The organism is Serratia sp. (in: enterobacteria) (genome assembly GCF_051654945.1).
Classification (GTDB): domain Bacteria; phylum Pseudomonadota; class Gammaproteobacteria; order Enterobacterales; family Enterobacteriaceae; genus Chania.
This window is the reverse complement of sequence record NZ_JBOFZA010000072.1, coordinates 728,236-754,700: the sequence shown is the minus strand read 5'-3', so window position 1 is coordinate 754,700 and position 26,465 is coordinate 728,236. Positions and strand designations below refer to the sequence as shown.

Sequence of the window (26,465 nt, the reverse complement as noted above, 5' to 3'; positions counted from 1 at the left end):
AGGATTACTGCTGGAACCATTTTTTGTAGATGGTCTCGTAAGTCCCATCCTGCTTGATTTTGTCCAGGGCGGCGTTGAACTTGCCCTGCAACTCGGTGTTTTGCAGGCGCATGGCGATGCCCAGGCCGCTACCGAAGTAGTCTTTATCCGTCACTTTATCGCCTACGGCGGTCAGCGCAGCGTTATCTTTCAGCCACTCGTTGACCACTGCGGTATCACCAAACACCGCGTCAACCCGGCCATTTTTCAGATCCAGGATGGCGTTCTGATAGCTGTCGTAGCCCACGGTGGTGATTTCCGGGTGCTTATCGTTGAGGAATTTCTGGTGCGTGGTGCCGTTTTGCACGCCAACGCGTTTGCCTTTCAGCGCGGCAACGTCGGCCACTTTGCCTTTCTCGGCAATAAACAGGGCCGAGTTATCGTAGTAAGGCTTGCTGAACAGCACCTGTTTTTCGCGCTCAGGGGTGATATCCATACCGGCCATCACCGCGTCGAAACGCTTGAACTTCAGGCTTGGGATCAGGCTGTCAAAGCCCTGGTTGGTAAAGGTGCATTCAGCCTGCATCTCTTTACACAGCGCGTTGGCCAGATCGACGTCGAAGCCCTGGATTTTGTTATCCGCCGCCACAAACTCGAACGGAGGGTAGGAAGCTTCGGTAGCGAAACGGATAGTTTCGGCTGCTGAGGCAGAAACGCTGATGCCAGCCAGAACGGCGGCGATTAGTAGTTTTTTCATCGCAAACTCCCTGAGAACAGCAAATAACGCTATTAGTGTGATAAGTAATTGGCAAACTCTACGGTTTGCGGTTGTGCAAACAGGCTGGCATCGCCCTGTTCGACGATATGGCCGTTTTCCATGTACACCACGCGGCTGGCGGTTTTACGCGCGACTTCAACCTCATGGGTAACGATCACCTGGGTAATTCCGGTGCCGGCCAACTCGCGAATGATGCTGACGATCTGTGCGGTGATTTCCGGATCCAGCGCGGCCGTCGGTTCATCGAACAGCAGCACCTGAGGTTCCATCATCAGCGCACGGGCAATCGCTACGCGCTGTTGTTGGCCACCGGAGAGATGCAGTGGGAAACGATCGGCAAAATCGGTCAGGCGTAACCGGGTCAGCAACTTGTCGGCACGCGCCATCGCCTGGGCCTTGGTCAGGCCAAGTACGCGGCAGGGCGCTTCGATCAGGTTTTGCACCACGGTCAGATGCGGCCAGAGATTGTATTGTTGGAACACCATACCCACGTTTTGACGCAGTTCGCGGATGGATTTCTCCCCCGGCGACTGTTTAAAGTCAAACTTGTTGCCCGCGATATACAGGTGGCCAGAGCGTGGCATTTCAAGCAGGTTAAGCACCCGCAGCAGCGAACTCTTACCCGCGCCGCTTGGACCAAGCAGCACCAGAGTCTCGCCGGCAGGGCAATCCAGTGTAATGTTAAACAGCGCCTGATGTGCGCCGTAAAAGCAGTTGATATCTTTTAGTTGAATACTCATGCGCTGAAATTGAATAGACATTGATGCCGTGAATGGTAACTTCCACAGAATACTTATGCAATCTTTGTGAGTTAAAATTTATTAGTACGCGGCAGAATCGCTAAAGAATAGCATAAGATACCGCGAGCGCTGGCTGAACGGCGGATTTGTCGCGCAGAGTGTGAGCTTGATAGCCAATTTTCTCAAAACGATGAAATTTTGAACATCGCCAGGGAGGTGGCAACCGGGCAACACACGCCACCCGGCTGCCATTTCGTTGTTACTGGTTCTCAAGTACCTGGCGCAGCGTGCCGCTGGCGGCATGTGCCGGGATGTTCAGGAAGCGAATGTCGTCAACTACCCAGCAGGTGCCTTCGCGCACCATCAGCACTTCTTCCTGCCAGTTGATTGCACTGCCACCGTCTTTTTGGTGGGTCAGTTGCACACGCAGCGGGATGTTTTTGGCGTCGGTGTTAGGGATGGTGGAGGCGCTGGCTACCGTTGCGCTGGTTGGCCCCTGGGCATGGCCAGAGAACAGATCGCCGGTGATGGTGTGTTTACCAGGATGCTGACCTGCGCTCACAAAATCCTGATACAGCACATGGCTCAGGTAAGGTTGCAACTGTGCCAGGCGGCTAGTGTCCGGCAGCGCGTTGCTTGGGCCTTGCTGAATGCGCAGATCATAGAACTTCTGGGCTACCGTATCCGGGCCACCGTCTACGCAAGGTCCGGTGCGAACCCCGACATCCTTGAAGGCGGGATCAACGGTGGTACAGGCGCTCAGGAACAGGGCCAAGGGTAAAACAACAGCAAGCGTTTTTGTTTTCATCTCATAACCTTATGTAAAAGTCTCTCAACCATGAAGACCGAAAACCTCGGGACTAGCCTACAGTATAAAGGCGTTTTTGGTCCTTGCATTGGTGCTGTGTGCCATTGTGCCATAGAACATCCGCTAAAATTAGCTGTCCTACCACAGCAATGATTTGATTTTACGAGGAGTTCTTGATGCAATTGTCCACTACCCCCAGCCTGGAAGGGTTTACCATCACCGAATATTGTGGCGTCGTCACCGGTGAAGCCATTCTGGGGGCTAATATTTTCCGTGATTTTTTTGCTGGCGTGCGTGATATCGTTGGCGGTCGTTCCGGTGCCTACGAGAAGGAGCTGCGTAAGGCGCGTCAACTGGCCTTTCAGGAGTTGCAGGAGCAGGCTAAAGAACTGGGAGCCAACGCGATAGTCGGCATCGATATCGATTACGAAACCGTAGGTAAAGACAGCACCATGCTGATGGTCAGCGTCAGTGGCACTGCGGTTAAAGTCAGCCGCTGAGCGGCATAGCACAGTGTGAAGGAGCATAGTGTGGTCAAGTGGTTGTGGATCGCCGCCATTGGGGTTTTGACAGGTTGCCAGCAGCAATCGAGTTCGCTGGTGGATCAGGGCAGCTATCAGTTGGAAACCCTGCATCAGGCACCGGGTGCCGATCAGCGTATCCGCTTTCTGGTGATGCATTACACCGCAGAAAACTTCCATTCCTCGCTGAAGACGTTGACGGATGAACACGTCAGCGCTCACTACCTGTTACCCGCCCACCCGCCATTGCAAGACGGCAAACCGGTGGCTTATCAACTGGTGCCGGAAGAGTTGCGCGCCTGGCATGCCGGGGCCAGCAACTGGCGTGGGCGGACCAATTTAAACGATACCTCGATCGGCATTGAGATCGTCAACCAGGGTTATACCCGCAGCTGGCTGAAGACTGATTGGCAGCCCTATACCTCGGAGCAGATTGCGTTACTGATCCAGCTCAGCCGCGATATCGTGCAGCGTTACGCGTTGCAGCCGACAGATGTGGTCGGGCACAGCGACATTGCTCCGCAGCGCAAGCAGGATCCTGGTCCACTTTTCCCTTGGCAGCAACTGGCGCAGGCAGGCATTGGTGCCTGGCCGGATGAGCGGGAGGTGGCGCGCTATCTGGCGGGGCGTGACAAGCATGCGCCGGTGGCGATGGCACCGCTGATGGAAAAACTGGCGCGCTATGGTTATGGTGTCGATCCCACTTGGGATGCCAGACAGCAACGGAACCTGATAGCGGCGTTTCAGATGCATTTCCGGCCCAGCGATTATCGCGGTGAGCCGGATGCAGAAAGTGAGGCGATTATTGAGGCGTTGCTGAGTAAATACGGGGCTATGCGGTAATGCCAAAAGAAACGTCATCACCCTCACCCACAAGGAGAGGGGACCGATCGAGTGGGTTTGAAAATTCGGTGGCGTACTTTGGATGAGTGGGCGATCAAGTTTGCTGAGATTAACTCTTTACTGCCAAATATGCAGGGACTATCAGCTCCCTCTCCCTGTGGGAGAGGGTTGGGGTGAGGGGCAGTTATAGCCCGTGCAGATTACCGTGCTCTTTCAACCAGCGGGCGGTACGGCTGATGCCTTCTTCCAACGAGACCTGCGGCTGATAACCCAGCTCCTGCTGCGCCCGTGTGGTGTTCAACGTCAGATCGAAGTTGAGTTTGGCGACGCCATAATGGGTCAGGACCGGCTCTTTTTCGTTTTTACTGCCCAGCTTTTCCATGCCACGCGCCATCATATCCAGCATCGGGTAGGGCACAGAGCGGATGCGGCACTTCATTCCCAGCTCGTCGATCAACTGTTGCAGCACGGTGCGCAGCGTGCAGGCTTGCAGGTTGGAGATATTGTAAGCCCGCCCAGAGGGGGTATCTCCCTTCATGGTGGCTAACCACATGGCATGCACCGCATTATCCAGATAGGTCATATCGACCAGCGCATCCCCGCCACGCGGCAACAGCAGGCTGCCGTAATGTTTGATCATGTGCAGCAGGCGCGGCAGCATGATTTTGTCGTGTGGGCCAAATAGCCCCTGTGGACGCAGGATGGTGAAATGGGTTTGCGGGTTGGACAGTGCCAACTGTTGCACCACCTGTTCACCCGCCGCTTTGCTGCGGGCAAACTCGTTGGCATAGCGAGCCGGGCGGAAGTCTTCATCCACGTTACGGTGATGGTGATAATCAAAGTAAATGGCTGGCGATGAGATATGAATAAACTGCTCTACACCATAGGCCGCCGCCCACTCGCCTAAACGCCGGGTTGCGCGGACGTTGGCCAGTTCGAAGGCTTCTTCCGTGCCCCATGGGGAGGTGAAGCTGGAGCAGTGCCACAGCACGTCCACATCTGCCAGCATGGCTTTGGCCTGGGAAGAGATCAGGTTGGTGAGATCGCAATGGATAAATTCGGCACCCAGCTTTTCCAGCAGGCAGCCCATGGCCTGATTACGCCCGGCGGCACGCACTTTTACGCCTTGGCGGCGGAGATATTCAACGGCGTTTCGGCCTAACCCACTGGTTGCACCGGTGACCAATACCTTCATAACGAACTCTATTCTCACCAAAAATCAGGATGCTGAGGGCGTTTTAGCGCGCTCCAGCAAATAAGATGCCATTCTTTCGTGATTTCGTGCGCTATGCAATCGGAAAGGACCCAACCGTAACAGAAAACTGTGCGGTTGATCGAGATTTATACCCGTCGTCTTTCAAGCTGTAGCGTTGTTACCTGCGCTTGCTACAGCTTGAAACCCCTAGGGTAGAGGCTATTGAGGGCGCTGGTTATCGTACTCTTCGGCTAACTGGGCAATACGTTTGGCCATGCCCCGGAAAATAAACAGGTGAGCGGGCATCATGACAAACCAGTACAACAGACCGCTGAAACCGGCAGGATGCCACCAGGCGCGAACATCGAGCTGGCGGCGATCGCCAAGGTCTTTGATGCTGAAGGTCAGGCGACCCAGCCCCGGCGCCTTCATCCCGAACATCAAGGCCAACTGGCGTAATGGTTTCTTGGTGATCACCTTCCAGCCATCGACCAGATCGCCGACTTCCAGGGTGTCACGCTGCGGTCGGCCATAAACGATGCCGTTGCCGATCATATCGTCCATACGGGCGCGGATCTGCCACAGGATATTGCCGTAGAAATAGCCCTCTTTGCCGCCCAACTGCTGCACGACATGCCATAGCGCCTCACTGGAAGCCTGCGTTTCCACCTCACAACCCGCATGTTTGGGATAGAAACCATAACCGGGGCGCCAGCGGGCCCGGGCTTCAGGATCGTAACCCCAGTCGGCAGAATCGACCACTTCATCTTCGCGGCGCAGCGTTTCCTTCACGGCATCATCAAAGGTTTGCAACGGCTGCGGGATCAGGGCTTGCAGCGGTTTACCATCGGCAGGCAAGTCATGATTCAGCCCCTGGATAAGCGCGCTGGCGATTGAGGTTGGCACCGAGGTGATCATGCTGATAAACCAGACCGAAATAAAGCGTGTCGGCAGGGGAACCGGGATCAGCCAGCGTTTTTTGCCACTGATCTTGATAAAGCGCTCGAACATCGTTTGGTAACTGATGTACTCCGGCCCGGCAACGTCAAAAATCCGGCTCTCTTGCGCGGGATGTTGCAACAATTCAGTCAGGTAGGTCAGCAAGTTATCCAATGCGACCGGAGAAGACTTTGAGCGAACCCAACGCGGCGGCGTCAGGATTGGCAGGTTATAGACCATGTCGCGCATGATCTCGAACGCGGCGGACCCTGGGCCAACCACGATACTGGCGCGCAATTCGGTGACGGGGATACCGCTTTGGCGCAGGATTTCTCCGGTCAGTTTACGGGCGATGAGGTGAGGGGAGCTATCGCCCTCGGGTTGCAGCGCACCGAGGAAAATGACCTGTTTGACGGTGGAACCGCGTAGGGCATCGCGCAGATTCTCCGCCGCCTGGCGCTCCTTTTCGATAAAGTCATCGCCATCGCCCATACCGTGGATCAGGTAGTAAACGGCATCGATCTGCCATAGCGCCGCCGTTAGCGTTTCTGGGCGATAGACATCCACGTAGCAGCAGTTCACGTGCGGCCAGTTTTGCTCCTCCAACCATTCTATGCGACGTGCAGCAGCGGTGATCTCGTGGCCTTGCTCGGTCAAGCGGGGGATCAGGTGCTGGCCGATATAACCGCTGGCGCCAAGCACCAGAATACGTTGGGAAGTCATTGCGCTGCCTTATTTTATTGATGTTTCTATGAGCATAAATTATAGGATGCCAAATTAGCAGGATAAATGCACTTTTTGCATGGGTATCAGGTGTTGCATCTGCACGGAGGGCGGTTCACACTACGCTGCGATCAAGCAACGAGCCCATGTCCGATGAAACTCAATTCTCTGTGTTATTTCCTGCTGCTAATTGCCCTGGCTGGCAGCCTGTGTTTTCCCGCTCCGCTGTGGACCTGGTTGCTGCTGGTAAACCTGCTGACTCTGCTGATCTACGGTGTCGATAAACTGGCCGCCTGCAAAAGTTGGCAACGGGTGCCGGAAATTACCCTGCTGCTGTTCGGCGTGCTGGGCGGTTGGATTGGGGCCATTGTCGGGCAACGATTGTTCCGCCATAAAACGCAGAAACAACCGTTCAAAACCTATTTTATGCTTAGTGTCGTGCTGAATCTGCTATTGCTACTGGCTGCGGGTTACTGGCTCTATGGCCGAATGGTGGTTTGATTTGCCGTGACGCGGATTTTATCGGGGCGCTGTATGTTGCGCCCCGTTATCAATAATCTGCGTTAAGGCTTCTGCTCACCGGTGACTACCGGAGCATACTCCACCGGCACCCAGGCATAACCTTTACCTTCGACGCGCACGTGGCCCAGGCCAGGGAACGGTAAATGCGCTCCGCCAACCCACAGCTTGTTTTCAGCCGCATCGGCAAACACCTTCTGCCGGGTAGCGATCGCCTGCTTGGAGTCGGTGTCAAAGTCCACCGCAACTTCAGGCTTGGCAAATTGCAAAGAGTGACTGTGAACGATATCCCCCCACAGCAGCAGTTTCTGCCCGCCAGAGCTAAACAGGTAAGAGGTATGCCCAGGCGTATGGCCCGGAGTCGCTATCACTTCCAGGCCAGGGAGTAACTGTTCCCCAGGGCTGTATAGCTTCAACTTGCCCTGTTCAGCATAAGGGGCAACGGCGTCTTGCACCATTTTGAACATCGGTTGCGCGTCCTTGGGAGCTTTGAGAGCCATCTCTTTACTCAGCCAATAGTCACCATCGGCCTTGGAGGCATAGACGGTAGCGTTAGGGAAGGCGGCTTTACCCTGATCGCTGATACCACAGGCGTGATCGGGGTGCAGATGGGTCAGCAATATCGTATCAACCTGCTCTGGCTTATATCCTGCCGCGCGCAGGTTGTTCTTGATGGCACCCAACGTCGGGCCGAAACACTGTGAGGTACCGGCATCAACCAACACCAGATGTGTTCCGGTATTCACCAGATACGCGTTTACCGCCGTCTGTATGCCTGACTTGCTGTCGGTAAACATGCGGGCGAACAGCTTTTGCATATCCGGCTCGCTGACGCCGTGGAACAGTTTGCTGTCCAGATTGACGTAACCATCGTACAGCGCCGTTACCTCCAGGTTACCCAACATCATGCGGTAGAAGCCGGGAGCCTGCGTTTGCTGTTGGGCTGGGGCCGTGGCGGCGCTGGCTGGCAAGGTGAACATCATTCCACTGCTAGCAAGGGTAAGAGCTAATAACGTCTGGCGAAATTTATGACTCATAGAGGATATCCCTTCAGGTATTGAAACCAGGCTGAGATTGCTGGCTCGGCAAGAACCGGGATGCGGGTGCATCCCGGTGTTACGGCAAAAATTTAAGCGTGTTGTTGCAAGAAAGCCTGCCACAGCTCGACCACTTTTTGCAGATCCTGGCGGCTGACGTTGAGGTGCGTCAGGATGCGGGTCAACGGCCCGGCGCTGATTAACACGCCACGTTCACGCATCCAGGGGCCAAGCTTAGCCGCCAGTTCCGCAGATTGGCGCAGGTACAGCACGTTGGTTTGCGCGCCCGGTTCGGCGATTTCTACGCCAATATCACGCAACTGCTGTTCGAGCCATTTGGCGTTGTCATGATCCTCTTTCAGCCGCTCGACGTTGTGCTCCAACGCATACAGCCCGGCAGCCGCCAGAATACCGGCCTGACGCATACCGCCACCGGTCATCTTGCGCCAACGATTGGCACGCTGAATAAATTCTTCGCTACCGCACAGCAATGAGCCGACCGGTGCACCCAAGCCTTTCGACAGGCAAATGGTGAAGGTATCGCAATACCGGGCAATGTCTTTCAGCGGTAGGTTCAGCGCTACCGCGGCGTTGAAAATGCGCGCGCCGTCAATATGCAGGGCCAGCTTGTGTTCGCGGGTGAACTGCCAGGCCTGTTGCAGATACTCCAGCGGCAGCACTCGGCCACTGATGGTGTTTTCCAGGCTCAGCAAACGCGTCTTGGCGAAGTGAATATCATCTGGCTTGATGGCAGCGGCAACCTTGTCTAACGGCAGTGTGCCATCGGGATTGGCTTCAATCGGTTGGGGCTGAATACTGCCCAACACCGCTGCGCCACCGGCTTCATACTTGTAGTTATGTGCCTGCTGGCCCACGATATATTCCTCGCCGCGCTGGCAATGGCTCAGCAAGGCCACCAGATTGGCCTGGGTACCGGTAGGCAGGAATAATGCGGCCTCTTTGCCAGAGAGCCTGACCGCTTCGGCCTGGAGTGCGTTAACGGTGGGATCGTCGCCATACACGTCGTCGCCGACGTCGGCCTGTGCCATGGCGGTGCGCATCTCTGCGCTCGGTTGGGTAACGGTGTCACTGCGTAAATCGATAAGCATACGGGTCCTTGGTAGCCGATGAGGAAGTGGCTTTTATCATAACCGGATTAGCGTGTGGCAAAAGCGGAAAATGCAGGGACAACCCACTTGACCGTCCCCGCTCAATAAATACGTTTAATATCGCTACACCCCAAGTTTGAGACAGGAGGGAGTCATTGCAGGTTAGCCGACCGTTGAGCGCCGGGATGCGCGATTGCCAGCCCCCAAGGATGGGTTCACGGCGTGTCGGCGTTCTGCATGACTCCTTCCTGAAGCACTATTCGGTGCAGCTAGTTAGCAATTAGCGTAACCAGTTGGTTTTAGCCAGTTCGACGACTTCATCGCCCCGGCCATTGATGATCGCGCGCAGCATATACAGGCTGAAGCCTTTAGCCTGCTCGAATTTGATCTGCGGTGGCATTGCCAGTTCCTGTTTGGCAGTAACCACGTCGAGCAACGCCGGACCGGGATGAGCCAACAGCTCCTGTAATGCCCCATCCAGTTCGGAGGCTTTTTCTACCCGAATGCCTTTGATGCCTGCGGCGTTGGCAATGGCGGCAAAGTCCGGGTTATGCAGGTCGGTGCCGTCGGTGAGGTAGCCACCGGCTTTCATCTCCATCGCCACAAAACCCAGCACGCTGTTGTTGAACACCACCACCTTGACCGGCAGTTTCAACTGGGCCAGCGACAGAAAATCCCCCATCAGCATGGTAAAACCGCCATCGCCGCATAGGGCGATCACCTGTTTATCCGGTTCGGTGGCCTGAGCGCCAATCGCCTGCGGCATGGCGTTAGCCATTGACCCATGGTTGAACGACCCGAGCAGGCGACGTTGACCGTTCATTTTCAGATAGCGTGCGGCCCACACCGTTGGCGTGCCGACATCGCAGGTGAAAATGGCGTCCTCAGTGGCGTAATGGCTGATTTGTTGCGCCAGGTACTGTGGATGGATCGGCTGGTTGTCATTGGCGGTAGCCAATCCGTCGAGATCTTTGCGCGCTTCCCGGTAATGTTCCAGCGCCTTATCCAGAAATTTGCGGTCGCTTTTGGCTTGCAGTTGCGGCAGCAAGGCGCTGAGCGTCGTGTTGATATCCCCCATCAGCGCCATATTCACCGGACAGTGAGCGCCGATGCTGCCGGGGTTGATATCGATTTGAATAATATTGGCATTGGTCGGATAAAACGCCCGGTACGGGAACTGGGTACCGAGCAGCACCAGCGTATCCGCATTCATCATGGCGTGGTAGCCGGAGGAGAAACCGATCAGCCCGGTCATGCCGACGCTGTACGGGTTATCCCATTCGATATGTTCTTTGCCGCGCAGGGCATGGACAATGGGGGCCTGCAACAGCTCGGCCAGTTTGACGACTTCGTCATGGGAGCCGGCACAGCCGCTGCCGCACATCAGGGTGATGTTTTTGGCGTTGTTCAGCGTTTCGGCCAGCTTTTGCAACTCACTCATTGGCGGCTGCATCAATGGGTGCGCTGGCGTATGCCACACCATGCTGGCATCTTCCGGTGCCATTTGCAGAGCAACATCGCCCGGCAGCACAATCACCGAAACGCCACGGTTGAGGATCGCTTTACGCATCGCGATCTCAAGCACGCGGGGCAGTTGCTCTGGATTGGAGACCAGCTCGCAATAGTGGCTGCACTCGCGGAACAGTTCCTGCGGGTGGGTTTCCTGAAAATAGCCGCTGCCGATCTCGCTGGAAGGAATATGGGCGGCGATTGCCAGTACCGGGACGTGGTTGCGGTGGCAATCGAACAGGCCGTTGATCAGGTGCAGGTTGCCGGGGCCGCAGGAGCCTGCGCAGACCGCCAACTGGCCGGTGAGTTGTGCTTCGGCACCCGCGGCAAAGGCGGCGACCTCCTCATGACGGGTGCCCATCCAGGCAATGGTGCCCATCCGGTGCAGGCTGTCGCTCAGGCCGTTGAGCGAATCGCCGGTGACGCCCCAGATGCGTTTTACACCGGCCTGTTCCAGCGTTTTGGCGATCAGCGTGGCTACTGTTTGCTTCATCGTTCCTCCAGTCATTATGCAAAATGAGGGGTACTCGCCCGGTTAGAGGCAAACTGAAAGTGTAGAAGGGCATTAGGAGATACGCTTACCGATATGTGCCCCATCGGGTAATGGGGCGCTAGGTTATCTAAACTCAGGCTAGGGTGACATCGCTGTGGAGTTGGCAACTACAGGCCAGCACGTAGCCTTGTTCGATTTCCGTCGGGGTTAACGTCATGGTGCTGCTGGTGGTGTATTGGCCATCGATAATGCGGGTTTTGCACGAACCGCAAACGCCAGCACGGCAGGCGGCATTAACCGGTAACTTGTGGGACTCCAGCGCTGCGAGCAGGGTGCTGCCGACCGGTACGCGGAATTCACGCAGCGGCTGACCGATGCGCAGCGTCAATTGCTCACCTTGCCCATCATCAACTTCTGCCGAGGTGTGGAACTGTTCCTGGTGGAAGTTGGCTGCCGGCACGCCGAGCTGTAGGCAAAGCTGTTCAACCTGCTGCATGTAAGGGGCCGGGCCGCAGGTCATCACGGTGCGCGAGGCAATATCCGGTACGACCTGTTGCAACACCTGCTCGTTGATGCGGCCAGACAGGAAACCGGGCTGTGCATCCTGTTCTGCCATCAACGTCAACTGGAGTTGCGGATGAGCGGCGGAGAGTTGCTGCCACTGTTCGGCAAAAATCACATCCGCAGGCGTGCGAACGTTGAAGATCACCTTGATATCACATTGTGGGCGGTTGACTACCAGCCAACGACACATGGAAATTATCGGCGTGACGCCACAGCCTGCGGCCAGCATCAGGTAGCGATCGCTCGGGTGTTGAACGCAGCTGAACTCCCCTTGGGCATCCGACAGCCACAGTGTCTGGCCCGGTTTGACCTCTTGCGTCAGCCAACGCGAGCCAAGCCCATCCGCCAAACAGCGCACGCTGATGCTGATAAACGGGCTCAGACCGGGCGAAGAGGAGAGGGTGTAGGCGCGCAGCGTGTCTTCACTGTCGCGAATGCTGACCAATGCAAACTGACCGGGCTGATAAGGGTAAAAATCGTTGTTGATCAGATTCAGCGTCCAGACGTCGGCGGTTTCCTGGTGCAGGGAATGTACCTGCATCCGGTTGGGGCATAGTGGGCTGGGTTGGCTCATGGGGCACCTCAAAACAAACGGGGCCACCGCGAAGGGCAGCCCCGGAACATCGGCCTTAGCCGAGAAGAGTTTGCATATCCTGCTCTACGGTGGTGACCGAACGCAGGCCGAATTTCTCATTCAGCACTGCTAACAGATTGTCGGTCAGGAAGGCCGGTGCGCTTGGGCCGGTGACGATGTTTTTCACTCCCAGCGACAGCAGCGTCAGCAGAATGACGATCGCTTTCTGCTCGAACCATGACAACACCAGGCTGAGCGGCAGATCATTGACCGTTCCACCGACTTTCTCGGCGAGTTTGACCGCCAGCATCACGGCAGAATAGGCGTCGTTACATTGGCCTACGTCCAGCAGGCGCGGCAGGCCTTCCAGCGTACCGAAGTCCAGTTTGTTGAAGCGGTATTTACCGCAACCCAGCGTCATGATCAGGCAATCTTGCGGTACGTTGCGGGCAAAGTCGGTGAAGTAGCTGCGTTCATCACGGCTGCCATCACAACCGCCAACCAGGAAGACATGGCGCAGTTTTTTCTGCACGACCAGATCGACGACGGTATCCGCAGCGCTGAGCAATACCTGGCGGCCAAAACCGACGGTGATCAGGTGTTCAATCTCGCTGTAAGGGAAGCCAGCCAACTGCTGTGCCTGAGCGATCACGGTGCTGAAATCATCGCCTTCCAGATGGTTGACGCCTGGCCAGCCAACGATACTGCGCGTCCAGATGCGATCGCCATAATTACCGACGTTCGGATCGATAATGCAGTTGGAGGTCATCACGATCGAGCCTGGGAATTTGGCGAATTCGGTCTGCTGATTCTGCCAGCCGCTGCCGTAGTTCCCCACCAGATGCGGGAATTTTTTCAGCTCTGGGTAGCCATGGGCTGGCAACATTTCGCCGTGGGTATAGACGTTGATGCCGGTGCCTGCGGTCTGTTCCAGCAGCAGGCGCAGATCTTTCAGATCGTGGCCGGAAATCAGGATCGCCTTGCCCGCGACCGGGCGCACGTTGACGGTGGTCGGCTGTGGATCGCCAAAGGCGCTGGTTTCGCCGCGATCCAGAATGGCCATCACGCTGAAGTTCATTTTGCCGATGGCCATCGAGTTGTTCAGCAGGGTGTCCAGATCGCTCGGTTGAGTGCCCAGCCAGGCCATAAAGGCGTGGTAATCGGCGTAGATCTGGTTGTCGAACTGGCCCAGCACATGGGCATGTTCCATATAGGCAGCGGCCCCTTTCAGGCCGTACAGGCACAGCATACGTAGGCCGTGGATATCGTCGCCCACTTCGGCTTTATCGTTATTGAGGGCAAACTGCGCGGCCTGTTGCAACAGCGCTGGCATATCGTCACCGGCCAGTTGCAGCTGGGCCAGAGGGTGATCGACCCGTACGCTGGCATCGAGCAGACGGCAGCGAACCGCCAGCGAATCACGCAGGGCAATGGTGTCACGCGCATAGCCGATAATGCGAGCGGAATCGAAGTTGACGTTGGTCAGCGTAGAGAAGAAGGCGCGTGGGGAAAAACTGTCGACATCATGGTCGATAATCCCTAATGCACGCGCCTGCAAGGCCCAGGCAGACAGCCCTTGCAGCGCCGCTATCAACAGATCCTGCAGGTCTGAAGTTTCTGCCGTTTTCCCGCACATCCCTTGAGCGTAAGAGCAGCCGTTGCCTGCCGGTGTCCGGATGGTTTGTTCACATTGCACACAGAACATAATCGCTTCCTTTTTTAAAGTTGCATTTATAATGCTTGTTTTGAAGCATAGATCGATGGCGCAACCTTAAAAAGGCTTTTTTGACACAACTTTAACAAAGATTGATTTAGAACAAGTTGACGTGCGGATGGGAATTATTACGATTTTACCGTTTGGGCGCGGCAAATGAACCGCGCCCGTGATGGTTACGAGAACAGGGCGATCAACACCGGAGCCAACAGGCTCAGCAGGAATCCGTGTACGATGGCCGGAGGCACCATTTCCATCCCGCCGCTGCGTTGCAGCACCGGCAGCGTGAAGTCCATCGAGGTGGCACCGCATAAGCCTAATGCGGACGAACGACTGCGGCGCACCAGCGTAGGCAGCAGCATAATCGCCACCAGCTCACGAGCCAGATCGTTGAAGAAGGCGGCGCTGCCCATCACCGGGCCATAGGCGTCGGTGATCAGGATGCCGGAAAGGGAATACCAGCCAAAGCCCGAAGCCATCGCCAAACCGGCTTTCAGCGGCAACCCCAGCAGCAGTGCGGCGATTGCTCCACCGAAAAGCGAACTGGCGGCCACCACCACGGCGACCATCATGCCACGGCGATTGAGAGCGATTTGGCGCAGCGTCATCCCGCTGTTGCGTAACTGCGCGCCCACCAGCAACAGCAGAAACAGCAGGGCGTATTCGCTGCCTTGGCCGGCAAATTGCAGCCAGTGCCATTGGGTGAGGCCCAAGGCAAAACCCCCAATTACCACTCCACAGAGTTTCAGGGATTCCAATGCCATATGCAGACGCGAGGGTAACGTTTCTTGCTTGTGAGCGCTGTGCCAGGGGCGACGGCGTTCAAACAGAGATAACCACAGGAGGTTGGCGCAAAAGATGCACAGGAAAAACACCAGGGTGTACTGAAAGATCAACAGCAGATTGCTGCTGAGGTTTTCCAGGAATGCCAGGCTGATCCCCATAAAGAACAGGATCACATACACCATCCAGCTCAGCAGGCGGTTAATGGCCCGGATCAGAGTGACGCTACGCAAGGGGACAAGATAACCGACGATCAGCGGTATCAGTATAATCAGCAGTCCTGAGTACATGTGAAACGAGCGTCCTTTAATGTTAAGGGGGTAAGGCAAACCCAACACGCTAACCAAAATAATCGTCTGAGTAAAGTGGCTGATTTGCGGTGTTTACCGCACGCATGGGAATGTCTGCTTGACCTGCAATGGCTTTATTGCTCATCCTCAAGGTATCAGGCGAATAAAGGAGTCAGCAGATGTACCTGGAGCGCATTGAGATTGTAGGGTTCCGCGGAATTAACCGGCTTTCACTGACGCTGGATGATAACACTGTATTACTAGGGGAAAATGCCTGGGGTAAGTCCAGCCTGCTGGACGCCATGACCTTTTTGCTGGCTCCGGTTCAGACGCTGTATCGCTTCGAAGCCAAAGACTTCTACTTCCCACCGGGGGAGGAGGCGGCCAAAGATCGTCATTTGCAGATTATCTTCACCTTCTGCGAGAAAGATCTCGGTCATGCACATCTGCCGCGCTATCGCCACCTTTCGCCGCTGTGGTCGAAGGGGGAAGATAACCTGAGCCGCATTCATTACTGCTGCGAAGGGGAGTTGGCCGATGATGGCACGGTATGTACCTGGCGGCGTTTCCTTGACGCAGATGGCAATGCCTTGCACCTGCACCATATCGATCAACTGGTGCACGCCCTGATCCGTATTCATCCGGTGCTGCGGCTGCGTGATGCGCGCTTTATCCGCCGCCTGCGGCCCAGCTCGCTCAGCGATCGTCTCCCCGCCGATAACGAAGCCCTGGCACAACAATTGGATCAACTGACGCGTGAACTGGTGCGCAATCCGCAAAAGCTGACCAATGCCGAACTCAGGCAGGGGCTGGCGGCAATGCAGCAACTGCTCGAGCACTATTTTGCCGAGCAGGGCTCACAGGTTGCCGGGCCTCGCCATCGTCGCCAGCCGGAACAGCAGGCGTGGCGATCGCTGGACAGCATCAACCGCATGATTGCCGAACCTAACAGCCGCAGCATGCGTCTGATCCTGCTCGGGATGTTTTCTACGCTGTTGCAGGCCAAGGGCAACGTCAAGCTCGATCCCCATGCCCGGCCACTGTTGCTGGTAGAGGATCCGGAAACGCGCCTGCACCCAATCATGCTGTCGGTGGCCTGGGGGTTGCTCAATCAGATGCCGTTACAGCGCATTACCACCACCAATTCCAGCGAACTGGTATCGCTGGTACCGGTGGAGCATATTTGCCGCCTGGTGCGCGAATCGGCACGAGTCGCCACCTATCGCCTTGGGCCGAAAGGGTTAAGCGCGGAGGATGGACGACGCATTGCGTTCCACATCCGCTTCAACCGGCCTGCCTCGCTGTTTGCCCGCTGCTGGCTGCTGGTGGAAGGGGAAACCGAGGTTTGGCTGCTCAACGAACTGGCGCGCCAGTGTGGCTACCGTTTCGAGTCCGAAGGCGTGCGGGTCATTGAGTTTGCCCAATGTGGGCTGAAGCCCCTGCTGAAGTTTGCCCGCCGTATGGGCATTGAATGGCATGCCCTGGTAGATGGTGATGAAGCAGGCAAAAAATACGCCAACGCCGTGCGCAGCATGCTGGATAACCACGAAGATAACGAACGCGATCGCCTGACCGCACTGCCCGCACCGGATATGGAACACTTCATGTATCGGGAGGGCTTCAGTTCGGTCTATCATCGGGTGGCTTCAATACCGCCAAAGGTACAGATGCCGGTACGCAAGGTGATCATCAAGGCGGTGCATCACACTTCCAAACCCGATCTGGCGATTGAGGTGGCCATGCAGGCCGGAGCGTGGGGCACCGATTCTGTGCCGCCATTGCTGAAGAAAATGTTTTCCCGCGTGATGTGGCTGGCACGGGGTAAGGCCGACTGACCGGGCCACAGATTGACTGGTTGGGGAATTAAACGTGTTACAGATTGTCTACTTGAGCTGATTACGGCTCCAGGGCAGCTCCCTCTCCTGTGGGAGAGGGTTGGGGTGAGGGCAAAATTTACGTGGGTTGTCGGGGTTGGCAACTGGAAATCGCTAGGAACAGAGATTGATGTGGGTAAAAAAAGGTAAAAAACGCGGGTTGGTGGTATGCGCCGTTCTGGTGGTGCTCGCCATTTTGGCTTATTGGCACTTTAGCCATCCGGCCCCGGTAGAGTTTAAAACGGTCAAGGTGGTCAAACGCGATCTGGAGCAAAGCGTGCTGGCGACCGGCCAACTGGATGCCGTACGCAAGGTTGACGTGGGTGCCCAGGTCAGCGGGCAGTTGGAAAGCCTGAAGGTCGAGATTGGCGATAAGGTACAAAAAGGCCAACTGCTCGGCATTATCGATCCCCAGCAGGCGCAAAACAGCATCCGCGAAGGCGAGGCCACGCTGCAGCAACTGCAAGCCCAACTGCAACAGGCGCAGGCGGAGCAGCAACTGGCCGAGGTTACCTTGCAGCGTAACCGCGAACTGGCCAAGGTGCAGGCGGTATCGCGCCAGGATTTGGATCAGTTCGCCACCAATCTGGCGGTGAAAAAGGCGCAGGTTGCCACCACCCGGGCGGAGATCGCCAAAAATCAGGCCAGCCTGGACACCGCCAAGATCAATCTGGCCTATACCCGTATCGAAGCGCCGATGGACGGTGACGTGGTGCAAATCACCACCTTGCAGGGCCAGACGGTGATCGCCGCGCAGCAAGCGCCCAATATTCTGACGCTGGCGGATATGAGCACCATGCTGGTGAAGGCACAGGTTTCCGAGGCGGATGTGATCCATCTCAAACCGGGGTTGAAAGCCTGGTTTACCGTGCTGGGGGATCCGAGCAAACGCTTTGACGGCGTGCTGAAAGACATTCAGCCCACGCCAGAAAAGGTCAATAACGCTATTTTCTATTACGCACGTTTCGAAGTGCCAAACCCACAGGGTTTGCTGCGTCTGCAAATGACCGCGCAGGTGCATATTCAACTGGCTGGGGTCAGCGATGCGCTGGTGATCCCGTTGGTGGCATTAGGGGATCAGATCGCCGATAACCGTTACCACATTTCGGTGCTGCAACAGGGCAAGGAAGAGAAACGGGAAGTCACTATCGGCATTCGCAACAACGTGGATGTGGAGATTATCAGCGGGTTACAGGCCGGTGAAGAGGTGATCGTCAGCCGCGGCGGCGCGGAGGCCAGCTGATGACCGCACTGTTAGAACTGAGTGATATCCGGCGTAGCTATCTCTCCGGCGATCAAACCGTGGACGTGCTGAAAAACGTCAGTCTGCGCATTGATGCCGGTGAGATGGTGGCGATTATGGGGGCTTCTGGCTCCGGTAAATCAACGCTGATGAACATTCTTGGCTGTCTGGACAAACCCAGCGCCGGGACTTACCGCGTCGCCGGGCAGGACGTGGCGACGCTCGATGGCGATGCGCTGGCTCAGCTGCGGCGCGAGCATTTTGGTTTTATCTTTCAGCGTTATCATCTGCTGCCTCACCTGAGTGCGGCACATAACGTCGAAGTGCCTGCGGTGTATGCTGGGCTGAGCAAGGCAGCACGGCGCGAAAGAGCGGCAGCCTTGCTGCAACGCCTGGGGTTGGGAGAGCGTATCTCCTACCGGCCAAGCCAGCTTTCCGGGGGGCAGCAGCAGCGCGTCAGTATTGCGCGGGCATTGATGAACGGCGGTCAGGTGATCCTGGCGGATGAGCCAACCGGTGCGCTCGACAGCCATTCCGGTGAAGAAGTGATGACGATCCTCAAGCAGCTGCGTGAGCAGGGGCACACGGTGATTATCGTCACGCACGATCCGGCGGTAGCCCAGCAGGCGGAACGGATTATCGAGATCCGCGACGGAGAAATCATCGCCGACTCCCGGCCGCAGGCGCAGGGCAACCCGCAGGCCAAGATGCTGGAGCTCGCCACGCCAGCGCCTTCCTGGCAGCAGATGGCCGGCCGTTTCCGCGAGGCCCTGGTAATGGCCTGGCGAGCCATGGCGGCCAACAAGATGCGCACGGCGTTAACCATGCTGGGGATCATCATCGGCATCGCCTCGGTGGTGTCGATCCTGGTGATCGGCGACGCGGCCAAGCAGATGATCCTGGCTGACATCAAATCCATCGGCACCAACACGGTGGATGTCTATCCCGGCAAAGACTTTGGTGACGACGATCCCACCTTCCGTCAGGCGTTGAAATATGGCGATCTGAGCGCGTTACGTGAGCAGCCCTATGTCAGCGCGCTGTCGCCCAATATCAGTAGCAGCATGCGGCTACGGTTTGGCAATATCGATGTTGCCGCCAATGTCGCGGGCGTCAGCGAGCAGTATTTTCGGGTTTATGGCATGACGTTCTCACAAGGGGTAGGTATTGACGCCATGCAGGTACAATCTCAGGCGCAGGTGGTGGTCATTGACGCCAACACGCAGCGCCGCCTGTTCCCCTATCAAAAGAACGTGGTGGGTGAGGTGATCCTGGTGGGTAATATGCCCGCCACGATAGTTGGCGTCGCGCAGGAAAAGCAGTCAATGTTTGGCAGCAGCAAGACGCTGAGCGTATGGGTGCCCTATAGCACGATGGCTAACCGGTTGATGGGGAATGACTACTTTGACTCGATCACCGTGCGTATCCGCGATGGTTACAACAGCCAGGAGGCGGAGCAACAGTTGACGCGCCTGCTGACGTTACGCCACGGCAAGAAAGACTTCTTCACCTACAACATGGACAGCCTGGTGCAGACCGCAGAGAAAACCACCCGCACGCTGCAACTGTTCCTGACTCTGGTCGCGGTGATCTCGCTGGTGGTGGGGGGGATTGGGGTGATGAATATCATGCTGGTTTCGGTCACGGAAAGGACGCGTGAAATCGGCATTCGTATGGCGGTCGGGGCGCGTTCCGGCGATGTTCTGCAACAGTTCCTGATCGAAGCCGTGCTGGTTTGCCTGGTGGGGGGCGCGTTGGGGATCGCGCTGTCGTTCGCGATTGGTCTGGTGGTGCAATTGGCGATGCCGGGGTGGCAGATCAGCTTCCCGCCGGTGGCCCTGCTGAGTGCGTTCTTGTGTTCCACCGGTATTGGCGTGGTATTCGGCTACTTACCGGCTCGAAGCGCCGCACGGCTGAACCCGATTGATGCGTTGGCGCGTGAGTAACAGCAAAAATAAAATGCCAGTCATACGGCGACTGGCATTTTAACTTGGCTATGCAGAAGGGGGCTTGTGGGAGCGTCTAGGCCATTGCCTCGCTTTCCAGCGGCATAATCAGGCTCGCATGGTTCCCTTTCGGCCCTTGATGCACGTCGAACCTGACCTGTTGGCCTGCTTTCAACGTTCGGTAGCCATCCATTTTAATTGTTGAATAATGCGCGAAGATATCTTCACCGCCGCCTTCCGGGCAGATAAAACCGAACCCTTTGGCGTTATTGAACCATTTAACAGTACCCGTCTCCATGCTTCTACATCCCTCGCAACGCAATTTTTAGATGAGATGAATAACTGATTCTGGTGAGTCCCTGCTGGTCAAAAGACCAGCAACCCACGAATTTACACTCTAGAGCAAATGATCATCACGTCAAGGGATCGGCCAATGACCGCTTCGAGCAGTTCACCAAAGTTTGAGCTAGTTAACGCTATTGACATGGTTTGGTAACAATTTATCGCCGCGATTATTCGCTTTGTGCTGCGGCACGTTACCTACGAAGATGGTAAAATGATCTCGATAACCCAGTTTGAATAACCCGAACATGGCCCCATATACTGAGGCATGGCAGAGAAGATGAGCAGCGATGGGCAATAGCAACGATTGGCTAAATATTGAACACTTGGCCGAAGAAAAACAAATCGATGCGGTAAAACCGCCGTCAATGTATAAAGTTATACTTAACAACGACGATTACACACCGATGGAATTTGTGATTGACGTTCTGCAAAAGTTCTTTTCTTATGATATTGAACGTGCAACGCAACTGATGCTCACGGTCCACTATCAAGGCAAGGCGATCTGCGGGGTTTTCACCGCCGAGGTCGCGGAAACCAAGGTGGCCCATGTGAACCGTTACGCAAGGGAGAACGAGCATCCGTTGCTCTGTACGCTGGAAAAAGCCTGAAAAGGCAATCTATTGGGGAGGTGCCTATGCTCAATCAAGAATTGGAACTCAGTCTCAACATGGCTTTCGCCAGAGCGCGCGAGCACAGACATGAGTTTATGACCGTGGAGCACCTGTTGCTGGCGTTACTCAGCAACCCTGCCGCGCGCGAAGCGCTCGAGGCTTGTACGGTGGATCTGGCCGCGTTACGCCAGGAGCTGGAAGCCTTTATCGAACAAACCACACCGACGCTGCCTACCAGCGAAGAGGAGCGCGACACCCAGCCGACGCTCAGCTTCCAGCGTGTGTTGCAGCGTGCGGTATTCCACGTGCAGTCCTCCGGCCGGAGCGAAGTGAGCGGTGCCAACGTGTTGGTGGCGATCTTCAGCGAACAGGAGTCCCAGGCGGCATACCTGCTGCGTAAACACGACGTCAGCCGTCTCGACGTGGTGAACTTCATTTCACATGGCACACGTAAAGATGAGCCGGGCCAGGCACCTAATGCGGAAAACCCGGTAAACGAAGAGCAGCCTGGAGGGGAAGACCGTATGGAAAACTTCACCACCAACCTCAACCAACTGGCCCGCGTGGGCGGTCTCGATCCGCTGATTGGCCGTGACCGTGAACTGGAGCGCGCCATTCAGGTGCTGTGCCGCCGTCGTAAAAACAACCCGCTGCTGGTGGGGGAATCCGGCGTAGGTAAAACCGCGATTGCCGAAGGGCTGGCCTGGCGGATCGTGCAGGGCGACGTGCCAGAGGTCATGGCAGACTGCACGCTCTACTCGCTGGATATCGGCTCATTGCTGGCAGGCACCAAATACCGTGGCGACTTCGAGAAGCGCTTCAAGGCGCTGCTCAAACAGCTGGAGCAGGATAAGAACAGCATCCTGTTTATCGACGAAATTCACACCATCATCGGTGCCGGTGCGGCTTCCGGTGGGCAAGTGGATGCCGCCAACCTGATCAAACCGCTGCTGTCAAGTGGCAAGATCCGGGTGATCGGCTCGACCACCTATCAGGAGTTCAGCAATATTTTCGAAAAAGACCGCGCGCTGGCGCGTCGCTTCCAGAAAATAGACATTACCGAACCAACGCCGGAAGAGACCATTCAGATCATCAACGGTCTGAAAACCAAGTACGAAGCGCATCATGACGTGCGTTACACCGCCAAAGCGGTACGTGCAGCGGTTGAGTTATCGGTGAAATACATCAATGACCGTCATTTGCCGGACAAGGCGATCGACGTGATCGATGAAGCCGGTGCGCGCAGCCGCTTGCTGCCGGTGAACAAACGTAAGAAAACGGTCAACGTGGCGGATATCGAATCCGTGGTGGCGCGCATTGCGCGTATCCCGGAAAAAACCGTCTCTGCCAGCGATCGCGACGTGCTGAGAAGCCTGAGCGACCGTCTGAAAATGCTGGTGTTCGGCCAGGATCCGGCTATCGAGGCGCTGACCGAAGCGATCAAGATGAGCCGTGCTGGTCTGGGCCAGGATCGTAAACCTGTAGGTTCCTTCCTGTTCGCCGGGCCGACCGGGGTGGGGAAAACCGAGGTTACGGTACAGTTGGCGAAAGCGCTGGATATCGAGCTGCTGCGGTTTGATATGTCCGAATATATGGAACGCCATACCGTCAGCCGTCTGATTGGCGCACCTCCGGGCTACGTCGGTTACGATCAGGGCGGCCTGTTGACCGATGCGGTGATCAAACATCCGCATGCGGTAGTGCTGCTCGATGAAATCGAGAAGGCGCACCCGGACGTGTTCAACCTGCTGTTGCAGGTGATGGATAACGGGACGCTGACCGATAACAACGGCCGTAAGGCGGACTTCCGTAACGTGATCCTGGTGATGACCACCAACGCCGGGGTACGCGAAACGGAACGCAAATCGATTGGCCTGATCGAGCAGGACAACAGCATCGACGCGATGGAAGAGATCAAGAAGGTGTTTACGCCAGAATTCCGCAACCGTCTGGACAACGTCATCTGGTTCAACCATCTGTCTCCGGCGGTGATCCAGCAGGTGGTCGACAAGTTTATCGTCGAACTGCAAGCACAGCTGGATGCCAAGGGCGTGTCGATGGAAGTGAGTGACGAAGCGCGTGATTGGCTGTCAGTGAAAGGCTATGACCGTGCGATGGGCGCTCGCCCAATGGCGCGTGTGATGCAGGAAAGCCTGAAAAAACCGCTGGCCAACGAACTGCTGTTTGGTTCACTGGTTGACGGTGGTTCGGTGAAAGTCGAACTGGATAAAGAGAAGAAACAGCTGACTTACCACTTCCTCAGCGCCCAGAAGCGTAAAGCGGATGAAGGTGCAGTGCACTAAGCGGTAGGGAGTTCACGAAAAAGCGATGCCTAGGCATCGCTTTTTTTATACGTGAAATTCACATACCGCAGAAATGAGTGAGCCCTCTCAGTTTACCTGCGCCAACACAACTCGGTGGAGAACGTTGCTGCGGCGGTAAACGGAAAGGGCTCTTTTTGAGGGATCACATCCTCGGTGTCACCAATGGCTGGCGACGGGTGAGCCGATTAACGGCTACGGAAGACAATGCGGCCTTTGCTCAGGTCGTACGGGGTCAGCTCTACAGTGACTTTGTCACCCGTCAGGATGCGGATATAGTTTTTGCGCATTTTACCGGAGATATGAGCGGTTACCACGTGCCCGTTTTCCAATTCAACACGGAACATGGTGTTTGGCAGCGTATCAAGAACGGTGCCCTGCATTTCAATATTGTCTTCTTTGGCCATCGAATCCTCTAGGTCTAACTACCATAGTTTTTAACCGGCAAGATAATGCCGAAAAACCCACATTATGTAAAGGAGTGTCGGTGAACAATGCACCGATCCCACAAAATTAGTCAGTCTGGGTGGGTAGTACAACCAGCTGTGGGGGTATGACTTGCGCTGTCCAGCACTCCGGCGCTAAGGTCCTGCGCTGAAGGTTGCTCAACTGCTGTAAAAATAGGCGGCGGGGGATTTCCCTCGCTCCAAGCCGGGCAGTGTGAGCGTTAAGCACCTGACAGTCAACCAATTCCCCACCATAACCGGCAAAATGGCGGCAAAACGCCAATAAAGCACACTTTGAGGCATTGGTCGTGCGGCTGAACATCGATTCCCCGCAAAACAGCGCCCCTTGAGCCACGCCGTACAGGCCGCCGACCAGCTCTTCCCCTTGCCACACTTCAACGGAATGGGCATGCCCTAGATGATGTAACTGCAAATAGGCTTGTTGCACCTCTTCGCCAATCCAGGTGCCTTCGTCGGGACGGTATGAGCAGGCGGCGATCACGGCGGCAAAATCATGATTGAGGGTAATACGGAACGGATCGCTGCGCAGGAAGCGTCTGAGGCTGCGGCTGACGTGATATTCCGCAGGGAACAGCACTGCCCGTGGGTCTGGCGACCACCAGAGGATGGCTTCCCCAGGCGAATACCAAGGGAAGATACCGCGCTCATAAGCCGCCAGCAGTCGCGCAGGCGTAAGATCGCCACCAATCGCCAGCAGACCGTTAGGATCGTGAAGAGCGCCCTCTGGTGAAGGAAACGCGACGGACTGCGATGACAGCTTAACAATGCGCATAAAACCTCTTAGCGTTGCCTACAGGCCGTTTTACAGCGATACATGGCTGATACGTTGATGGAACTGGGCATAGCGGCCAGGCTGGCGCATCAGCGCCGCATGGCTGCCTTGTTCGACGATACTGCCACCGTCCATCACGCAGATGCGGTCGAAATGCTCCAGCCCATATAACCGATGAGTGACCAGGATTAACGTCTTGCCTTGGCAATGCTGGCGTAGCAGGGCCAGGATCTGTTGCTCGGTCTCGGCATCCAACCCGTCGGTAGGTTCATCAAGCAGCAGCAACGGTGCGTGATGCAGCAAAGCACGGGCAATGCCCAAACGGCGTTGTTCACCACCGGAAAGCTGACGGCCACCTTCACCCAGCCAGGCATTCAGTCCTTCGTTTTCCAGCAGCTTATCCAGTCCAACCTGTTGCAGCACAAGGTTTAACGCCTCATCGCTGGCCTCAGGTGCGGCAATACGCAGGTTTTCTCGCAGCGTAGAGCTGAAAATATGCACCCGCTGGCTCACCACCGTGGTCATGGCGCGCAGCGTAGTTTCATCATAGCTAGCCAGCGGCTGGCCGTTGAGTTGGATCTGTCCGCTGTCAGCATTCCAGGCGCGGGTCAGCAATTGCAGCAGGGTTGATTTACCGCAGCCGGTACGGCCCAACAGCGCGATGTGTTCGCCAGCGGCAATAGACAACGTCACGTTGTTCAATACCGGTAGCGGCTGGTCGGGATAGGTAAAGGACACCTCGCTCAGTTGCAGCGCCGCGCCCGGCTGTGGGGCTGGGCCGCTGGCAGGGAAGGTGACTTCCGGTTGTTGATCGATAATTTGTTTGACGCGGGTGGCTGAAGCGATCACCTGACCCAGATGTTGGAACGCGGCAGCAACGGGCATCATGGCTTCAAAAGAGGCCAGGGCAGCAAAGGCAAACAGGGCGATCAACGCTCCAGGTTGGGTGTCGCCACCAATCCCCGCCGCGGCAAGCCACATCAGCAACGTAACGGTAAGGCCGCTGGCCAGGATCATCAGCGCCTGAGCAATTCCCCCAAGCGAAGCCTGTTGCCATTGGCGGCGCTGCCAGCGCTGTTCGGTTGCGATGAGTTTATGACGGAAAGCGTCCAGCGCGCCGAACACTACCAGTTCGGCCTGCCCTTGTAGCCAGGCAGTCAGATCGGTGCGGTACTGGCTGCGTAACAGGGTCAACTCTTCCCCGATGGGCTTACCTGCGCGATAGAAAATCGGTGGCACGGCCAGCAACAGCAATAACAAAATCCCGCCCAACGTCAGTGCGAGCGGGACATCCAGCCAGCTAAGGCCGAAGGTGACCACCACAATCACCACCGCAGCGCTGACCATCGGTGAAATCACCCGTAGGTAGAGGTGATCGAGCGTATCGACGTCGGCCACCAGGCGGTTGAGCAGTTCGGCCTGACGGAAACGGGCAATACCCCCCGGCGACAGCGGCAGGATCTTGCGGAAGGTGAATACCCGCAGATGGGACAATACGCGGAAGGTGGCGTCATGGCTGACGACCCGTTCTGCATATCGCCCGGCGGTACGGAAGATCGCCGCCCCCCGCACGCCAGCGGCCGGTAACATGTAGTTGAAGGTCATTAATCCCGCCAGCCCGGCCAGCGAAGAGGCGGCCAGGAACCAGCCGGACAGCGCCAGCAGGCCGATACTGGCCAGTAAGGTGACGATGGCCAGGACGATGCCCAGCAAAATCAGCAACGTGTGGCGGCGATACAACGCCAGGAATGGCAGCAAAACGCGCATG

The 26,465-nt window shown here is 56.4% G+C and carries 23 protein-coding genes; 8 read left to right on the top strand and 15 right to left on the bottom strand.

Annotated features, from left to right (window positions below):
- Positions 1-4 precede the first annotated feature (4 nt).
- From artJ to ACRDCA_RS13995, 3 genes are all read right to left on the bottom strand, one after another.
- A complete protein-coding gene (gene artJ, locus ACRDCA_RS14005; RefSeq protein ID WP_438690050.1) occupies positions 5-736 on the bottom strand; it encodes an arginine ABC transporter substrate-binding protein in 732 nt (243 codons plus the stop codon).
- Between the two features lie 32 nt (positions 737-768).
- On the bottom strand, positions 769-1,497 hold the full coding sequence (gene artP, locus ACRDCA_RS14000) for an arginine ABC transporter ATP-binding protein ArtP (protein ID WP_438690159.1): 729 nt from the start codon (positions 1,495-1,497) through the stop codon (positions 769-771).
- Between the two features lie 259 nt (positions 1,498-1,756).
- Positions 1,757-2,305: a lipoprotein gene (locus ACRDCA_RS13995; protein ID WP_438690049.1), complete on the bottom strand. Its 549-nt coding sequence runs from the start codon at positions 2,303-2,305 to the stop codon at positions 1,757-1,759.
- Positions 2,306-2,481: 176 nt separating this feature from the next.
- On the opposite strand from ACRDCA_RS13995, the gene ACRDCA_RS13990 reads away from it, so the two are divergent.
- Entirely contained in the window at positions 2,482-2,805 is a 324-nt protein-coding gene (locus ACRDCA_RS13990) for a heavy metal-binding domain-containing protein (RefSeq protein WP_025119345.1), read from the top strand.
- Between the two features lie 30 nt (positions 2,806-2,835).
- Positions 2,836-3,669 (top strand): N-acetylmuramoyl-L-alanine amidase, encoded by an 834-nt coding sequence (locus ACRDCA_RS13985; protein WP_438690048.1) that lies wholly within the window; start codon positions 2,836-2,838, stop codon positions 3,667-3,669.
- A gap of 184 nt (positions 3,670-3,853) precedes the next feature.
- Here ACRDCA_RS13985 and ACRDCA_RS13980 read toward each other — a convergent pair whose 3' ends face one another.
- Entirely contained in the window at positions 3,854-4,864 is a 1,011-nt protein-coding gene (locus ACRDCA_RS13980) for an NAD-dependent epimerase/dehydratase family protein (protein WP_438690047.1), read from the bottom strand.
- Positions 4,865-5,083: 219 nt separating this feature from the next.
- A complete protein-coding gene (locus tag ACRDCA_RS13975; protein WP_438690046.1) occupies positions 5,084-6,526 on the bottom strand; it encodes a DUF2867 domain-containing protein in 1,443 nt (480 codons plus the stop codon).
- A 153-nt stretch (positions 6,527-6,679) separates the two neighbouring features.
- Between ACRDCA_RS13975 and ACRDCA_RS13970 the strand changes: the two genes are divergently transcribed.
- On the top strand, positions 6,680-7,027 hold the full coding sequence (locus tag ACRDCA_RS13970) for a DUF1294 domain-containing protein (protein WP_438690045.1): 348 nt from the start codon (positions 6,680-6,682) through the stop codon (positions 7,025-7,027).
- A gap of 62 nt (positions 7,028-7,089) precedes the next feature.
- Here ACRDCA_RS13970 and ACRDCA_RS13965 read toward each other — a convergent pair whose 3' ends face one another.
- The 6 genes from ACRDCA_RS13965 to ACRDCA_RS13940 form a co-directional block, all read right to left on the bottom strand.
- Positions 7,090-8,082 (bottom strand): MBL fold metallo-hydrolase, encoded by a 993-nt coding sequence (locus ACRDCA_RS13965; protein ID WP_438690044.1) that lies wholly within the window; start codon positions 8,080-8,082, stop codon positions 7,090-7,092.
- A 92-nt stretch (positions 8,083-8,174) separates the two neighbouring features.
- Positions 8,175-9,191 (bottom strand): low-specificity L-threonine aldolase, encoded by a 1,017-nt coding sequence (ltaE, locus tag ACRDCA_RS13960; protein WP_438690043.1) that lies wholly within the window; start codon positions 9,189-9,191, stop codon positions 8,175-8,177.
- Positions 9,192-9,471: 280 nt separating this feature from the next.
- Entirely contained in the window at positions 9,472-11,193 is a 1,722-nt protein-coding gene (gene poxB / locus ACRDCA_RS13955) for a ubiquinone-dependent pyruvate dehydrogenase (RefSeq protein WP_438690042.1), read from the bottom strand.
- 133 nt (positions 11,194-11,326) lie between these two features.
- A complete protein-coding gene (hcr, locus tag ACRDCA_RS13950; RefSeq protein ID WP_438690041.1) occupies positions 11,327-12,331 on the bottom strand; it encodes an NADH oxidoreductase in 1,005 nt (334 codons plus the stop codon).
- A gap of 55 nt (positions 12,332-12,386) precedes the next feature.
- Positions 12,387-14,036 (bottom strand): hydroxylamine reductase, encoded by a 1,650-nt coding sequence (hcp, locus tag ACRDCA_RS13945; protein ID WP_438690040.1) that lies wholly within the window; start codon positions 14,034-14,036, stop codon positions 12,387-12,389.
- A 185-nt stretch (positions 14,037-14,221) separates the two neighbouring features.
- Positions 14,222-15,118, bottom strand: a complete 897-nt coding sequence (locus tag ACRDCA_RS13940) for a lysine exporter LysO family protein (RefSeq protein WP_438690039.1) — start codon at positions 15,116-15,118, stop codon at positions 14,222-14,224.
- Positions 15,119-15,297: 179 nt separating this feature from the next.
- On the opposite strand from ACRDCA_RS13940, the gene ACRDCA_RS13935 reads away from it, so the two are divergent.
- From ACRDCA_RS13935 to macB, 3 genes are all read left to right on the top strand, one after another.
- Positions 15,298-16,953, top strand: coding sequence for an ATP-dependent endonuclease (locus ACRDCA_RS13935; protein WP_438690038.1), 1,656 nt, complete (start codon positions 15,298-15,300; stop codon positions 16,951-16,953).
- A 169-nt stretch (positions 16,954-17,122) separates the two neighbouring features.
- Positions 17,123-18,235: a macrolide transporter subunit MacA gene (gene macA, locus ACRDCA_RS13930; protein WP_438690037.1), complete on the top strand. Its 1,113-nt coding sequence runs from the start codon at positions 17,123-17,125 to the stop codon at positions 18,233-18,235.
- Positions 18,235-20,181, top strand: a complete 1,947-nt coding sequence (macB, locus tag ACRDCA_RS13925) for a macrolide ABC transporter ATP-binding protein/permease MacB (protein WP_438690036.1) — start codon at positions 18,235-18,237, stop codon at positions 20,179-20,181. The genes macA and macB overlap by 1 nt, the downstream gene beginning before the upstream one ends.
- A gap of 76 nt (positions 20,182-20,257) precedes the next feature.
- Here macB and cspD read toward each other — a convergent pair whose 3' ends face one another.
- A complete protein-coding gene (gene cspD, locus ACRDCA_RS13920; RefSeq protein WP_021804952.1) occupies positions 20,258-20,479 on the bottom strand; it encodes a cold shock-like protein CspD in 222 nt (73 codons plus the stop codon).
- Positions 20,480-20,813: 334 nt separating this feature from the next.
- Between cspD and clpS the strand changes: the two genes are divergently transcribed.
- Both clpS and clpA read left to right on the top strand, forming a co-directional pair.
- Entirely contained in the window at positions 20,814-21,134 is a 321-nt protein-coding gene (clpS, locus tag ACRDCA_RS13915; RefSeq protein ID WP_025119360.1) for an ATP-dependent Clp protease adapter ClpS, read from the top strand.
- A 26-nt stretch (positions 21,135-21,160) separates the two neighbouring features.
- The gene (clpA, locus tag ACRDCA_RS13910; RefSeq protein ID WP_438690035.1) at positions 21,161-23,440 is read left to right on the top strand and encodes an ATP-dependent Clp protease ATP-binding subunit ClpA; all 2,280 of its coding nucleotides are present in this window, start codon (positions 21,161-21,163) and stop codon (positions 23,438-23,440) included.
- A gap of 206 nt (positions 23,441-23,646) precedes the next feature.
- Here clpA and infA read toward each other — a convergent pair whose 3' ends face one another.
- The 3 genes from infA to cydC form a co-directional block, all read right to left on the bottom strand.
- Positions 23,647-23,865 carry a translation initiation factor IF-1 gene (infA, locus tag ACRDCA_RS13905; protein WP_002211347.1) on the bottom strand — a complete coding sequence of 73 codons (219 nt, stop codon included), beginning with the start codon at positions 23,863-23,865 and terminating at the stop codon, positions 23,647-23,649.
- Between the two features lie 106 nt (positions 23,866-23,971).
- Entirely contained in the window at positions 23,972-24,697 is a 726-nt protein-coding gene (gene aat / locus ACRDCA_RS13900) for a leucyl/phenylalanyl-tRNA--protein transferase (RefSeq protein WP_438690034.1), read from the bottom strand.
- Positions 24,698-24,727: 30 nt separating this feature from the next.
- Complete coding sequence (cydC, locus tag ACRDCA_RS13895) at positions 24,728-26,464, bottom strand: heme ABC transporter ATP-binding protein/permease CydC (RefSeq protein WP_438690033.1); 1,737 nt, start codon at positions 26,462-26,464, stop codon at positions 24,728-24,730.
- Position 26,465: the final 1 nt, after the last annotated feature.

Bases quoted from the DNA above. Each gene is read 5' to 3' on its own strand.
- artJ (WP_438690050.1), bottom strand. From the start codon at position 736: ATGAAAAAACTACTAATCGCCGCCGTTCTGGCTGGCATCAGCGTTTCT.
- artP (WP_438690159.1), bottom strand. From the start codon at position 1,497: ATGAGTATTCAACTAAAAGATATCAACTGCTTTTACGGCGCACATCAG.
- ACRDCA_RS13995 (WP_438690049.1), bottom strand. From the start codon at position 2,305: ATGAAAACAAAAACGCTTGCTGTTGTTTTACCCTTGGCCCTGTTCCTG.
- ACRDCA_RS13990 (WP_025119345.1), top strand. From the start codon at position 2,482: ATGCAATTGTCCACTACCCCCAGCCTGGAAGGGTTTACCATCACCGAA.
- ACRDCA_RS13980 (WP_438690047.1), bottom strand. From the start codon at position 4,864: ATGAAGGTATTGGTCACCGGTGCAACCAGTGGGTTAGGCCGAAACGCC.
- ACRDCA_RS13975 (WP_438690046.1), bottom strand. From the start codon at position 6,526: ATGACTTCCCAACGTATTCTGGTGCTTGGCGCCAGCGGTTATATCGGC.
- ACRDCA_RS13970 (WP_438690045.1), top strand. From the start codon at position 6,680: ATGAAACTCAATTCTCTGTGTTATTTCCTGCTGCTAATTGCCCTGGCT.
- ACRDCA_RS13965 (WP_438690044.1), bottom strand. From the start codon at position 8,082: ATGAGTCATAAATTTCGCCAGACGTTATTAGCTCTTACCCTTGCTAGC.
- ltaE (WP_438690043.1), bottom strand. From the start codon at position 9,191: ATGCTTATCGATTTACGCAGTGACACCGTTACCCAACCGAGCGCAGAG.
- poxB (WP_438690042.1), bottom strand. From the start codon at position 11,193: ATGAAGCAAACAGTAGCCACGCTGATCGCCAAAACGCTGGAACAGGCC.
- hcr (WP_438690041.1), bottom strand. From the start codon at position 12,331: ATGAGCCAACCCAGCCCACTATGCCCCAACCGGATGCAGGTACATTCC.
- hcp (WP_438690040.1), bottom strand. From the start codon at position 14,036: ATGTTCTGTGTGCAATGTGAACAAACCATCCGGACACCGGCAGGCAAC.
- ACRDCA_RS13940 (WP_438690039.1), bottom strand. From the start codon at position 15,118: ATGTACTCAGGACTGCTGATTATACTGATACCGCTGATCGTCGGTTAT.
- ACRDCA_RS13935 (WP_438690038.1), top strand. From the start codon at position 15,298: ATGTACCTGGAGCGCATTGAGATTGTAGGGTTCCGCGGAATTAACCGG.
- macA (WP_438690037.1), top strand. From the start codon at position 17,123: ATGTGGGTAAAAAAAGGTAAAAAACGCGGGTTGGTGGTATGCGCCGTT.
- macB (WP_438690036.1), top strand. From the start codon at position 18,235: ATGACCGCACTGTTAGAACTGAGTGATATCCGGCGTAGCTATCTCTCC.
- cspD (WP_021804952.1), bottom strand. From the start codon at position 20,479: ATGGAGACGGGTACTGTTAAATGGTTCAATAACGCCAAAGGGTTCGGT.
- clpS (WP_025119360.1), top strand. From the start codon at position 20,814: ATGGGCAATAGCAACGATTGGCTAAATATTGAACACTTGGCCGAAGAA.
- clpA (WP_438690035.1), top strand. From the start codon at position 21,161: ATGCTCAATCAAGAATTGGAACTCAGTCTCAACATGGCTTTCGCCAGA.
- infA (WP_002211347.1), bottom strand. From the start codon at position 23,865: ATGGCCAAAGAAGACAATATTGAAATGCAGGGCACCGTTCTTGATACG.
- aat (WP_438690034.1), bottom strand. From the start codon at position 24,697: ATGCGCATTGTTAAGCTGTCATCGCAGTCCGTCGCGTTTCCTTCACCA.
- cydC (WP_438690033.1), bottom strand. From the start codon at position 26,464: ATGCGCGTTTTGCTGCCATTCCTGGCGTTGTATCGCCGCCACACGTTG.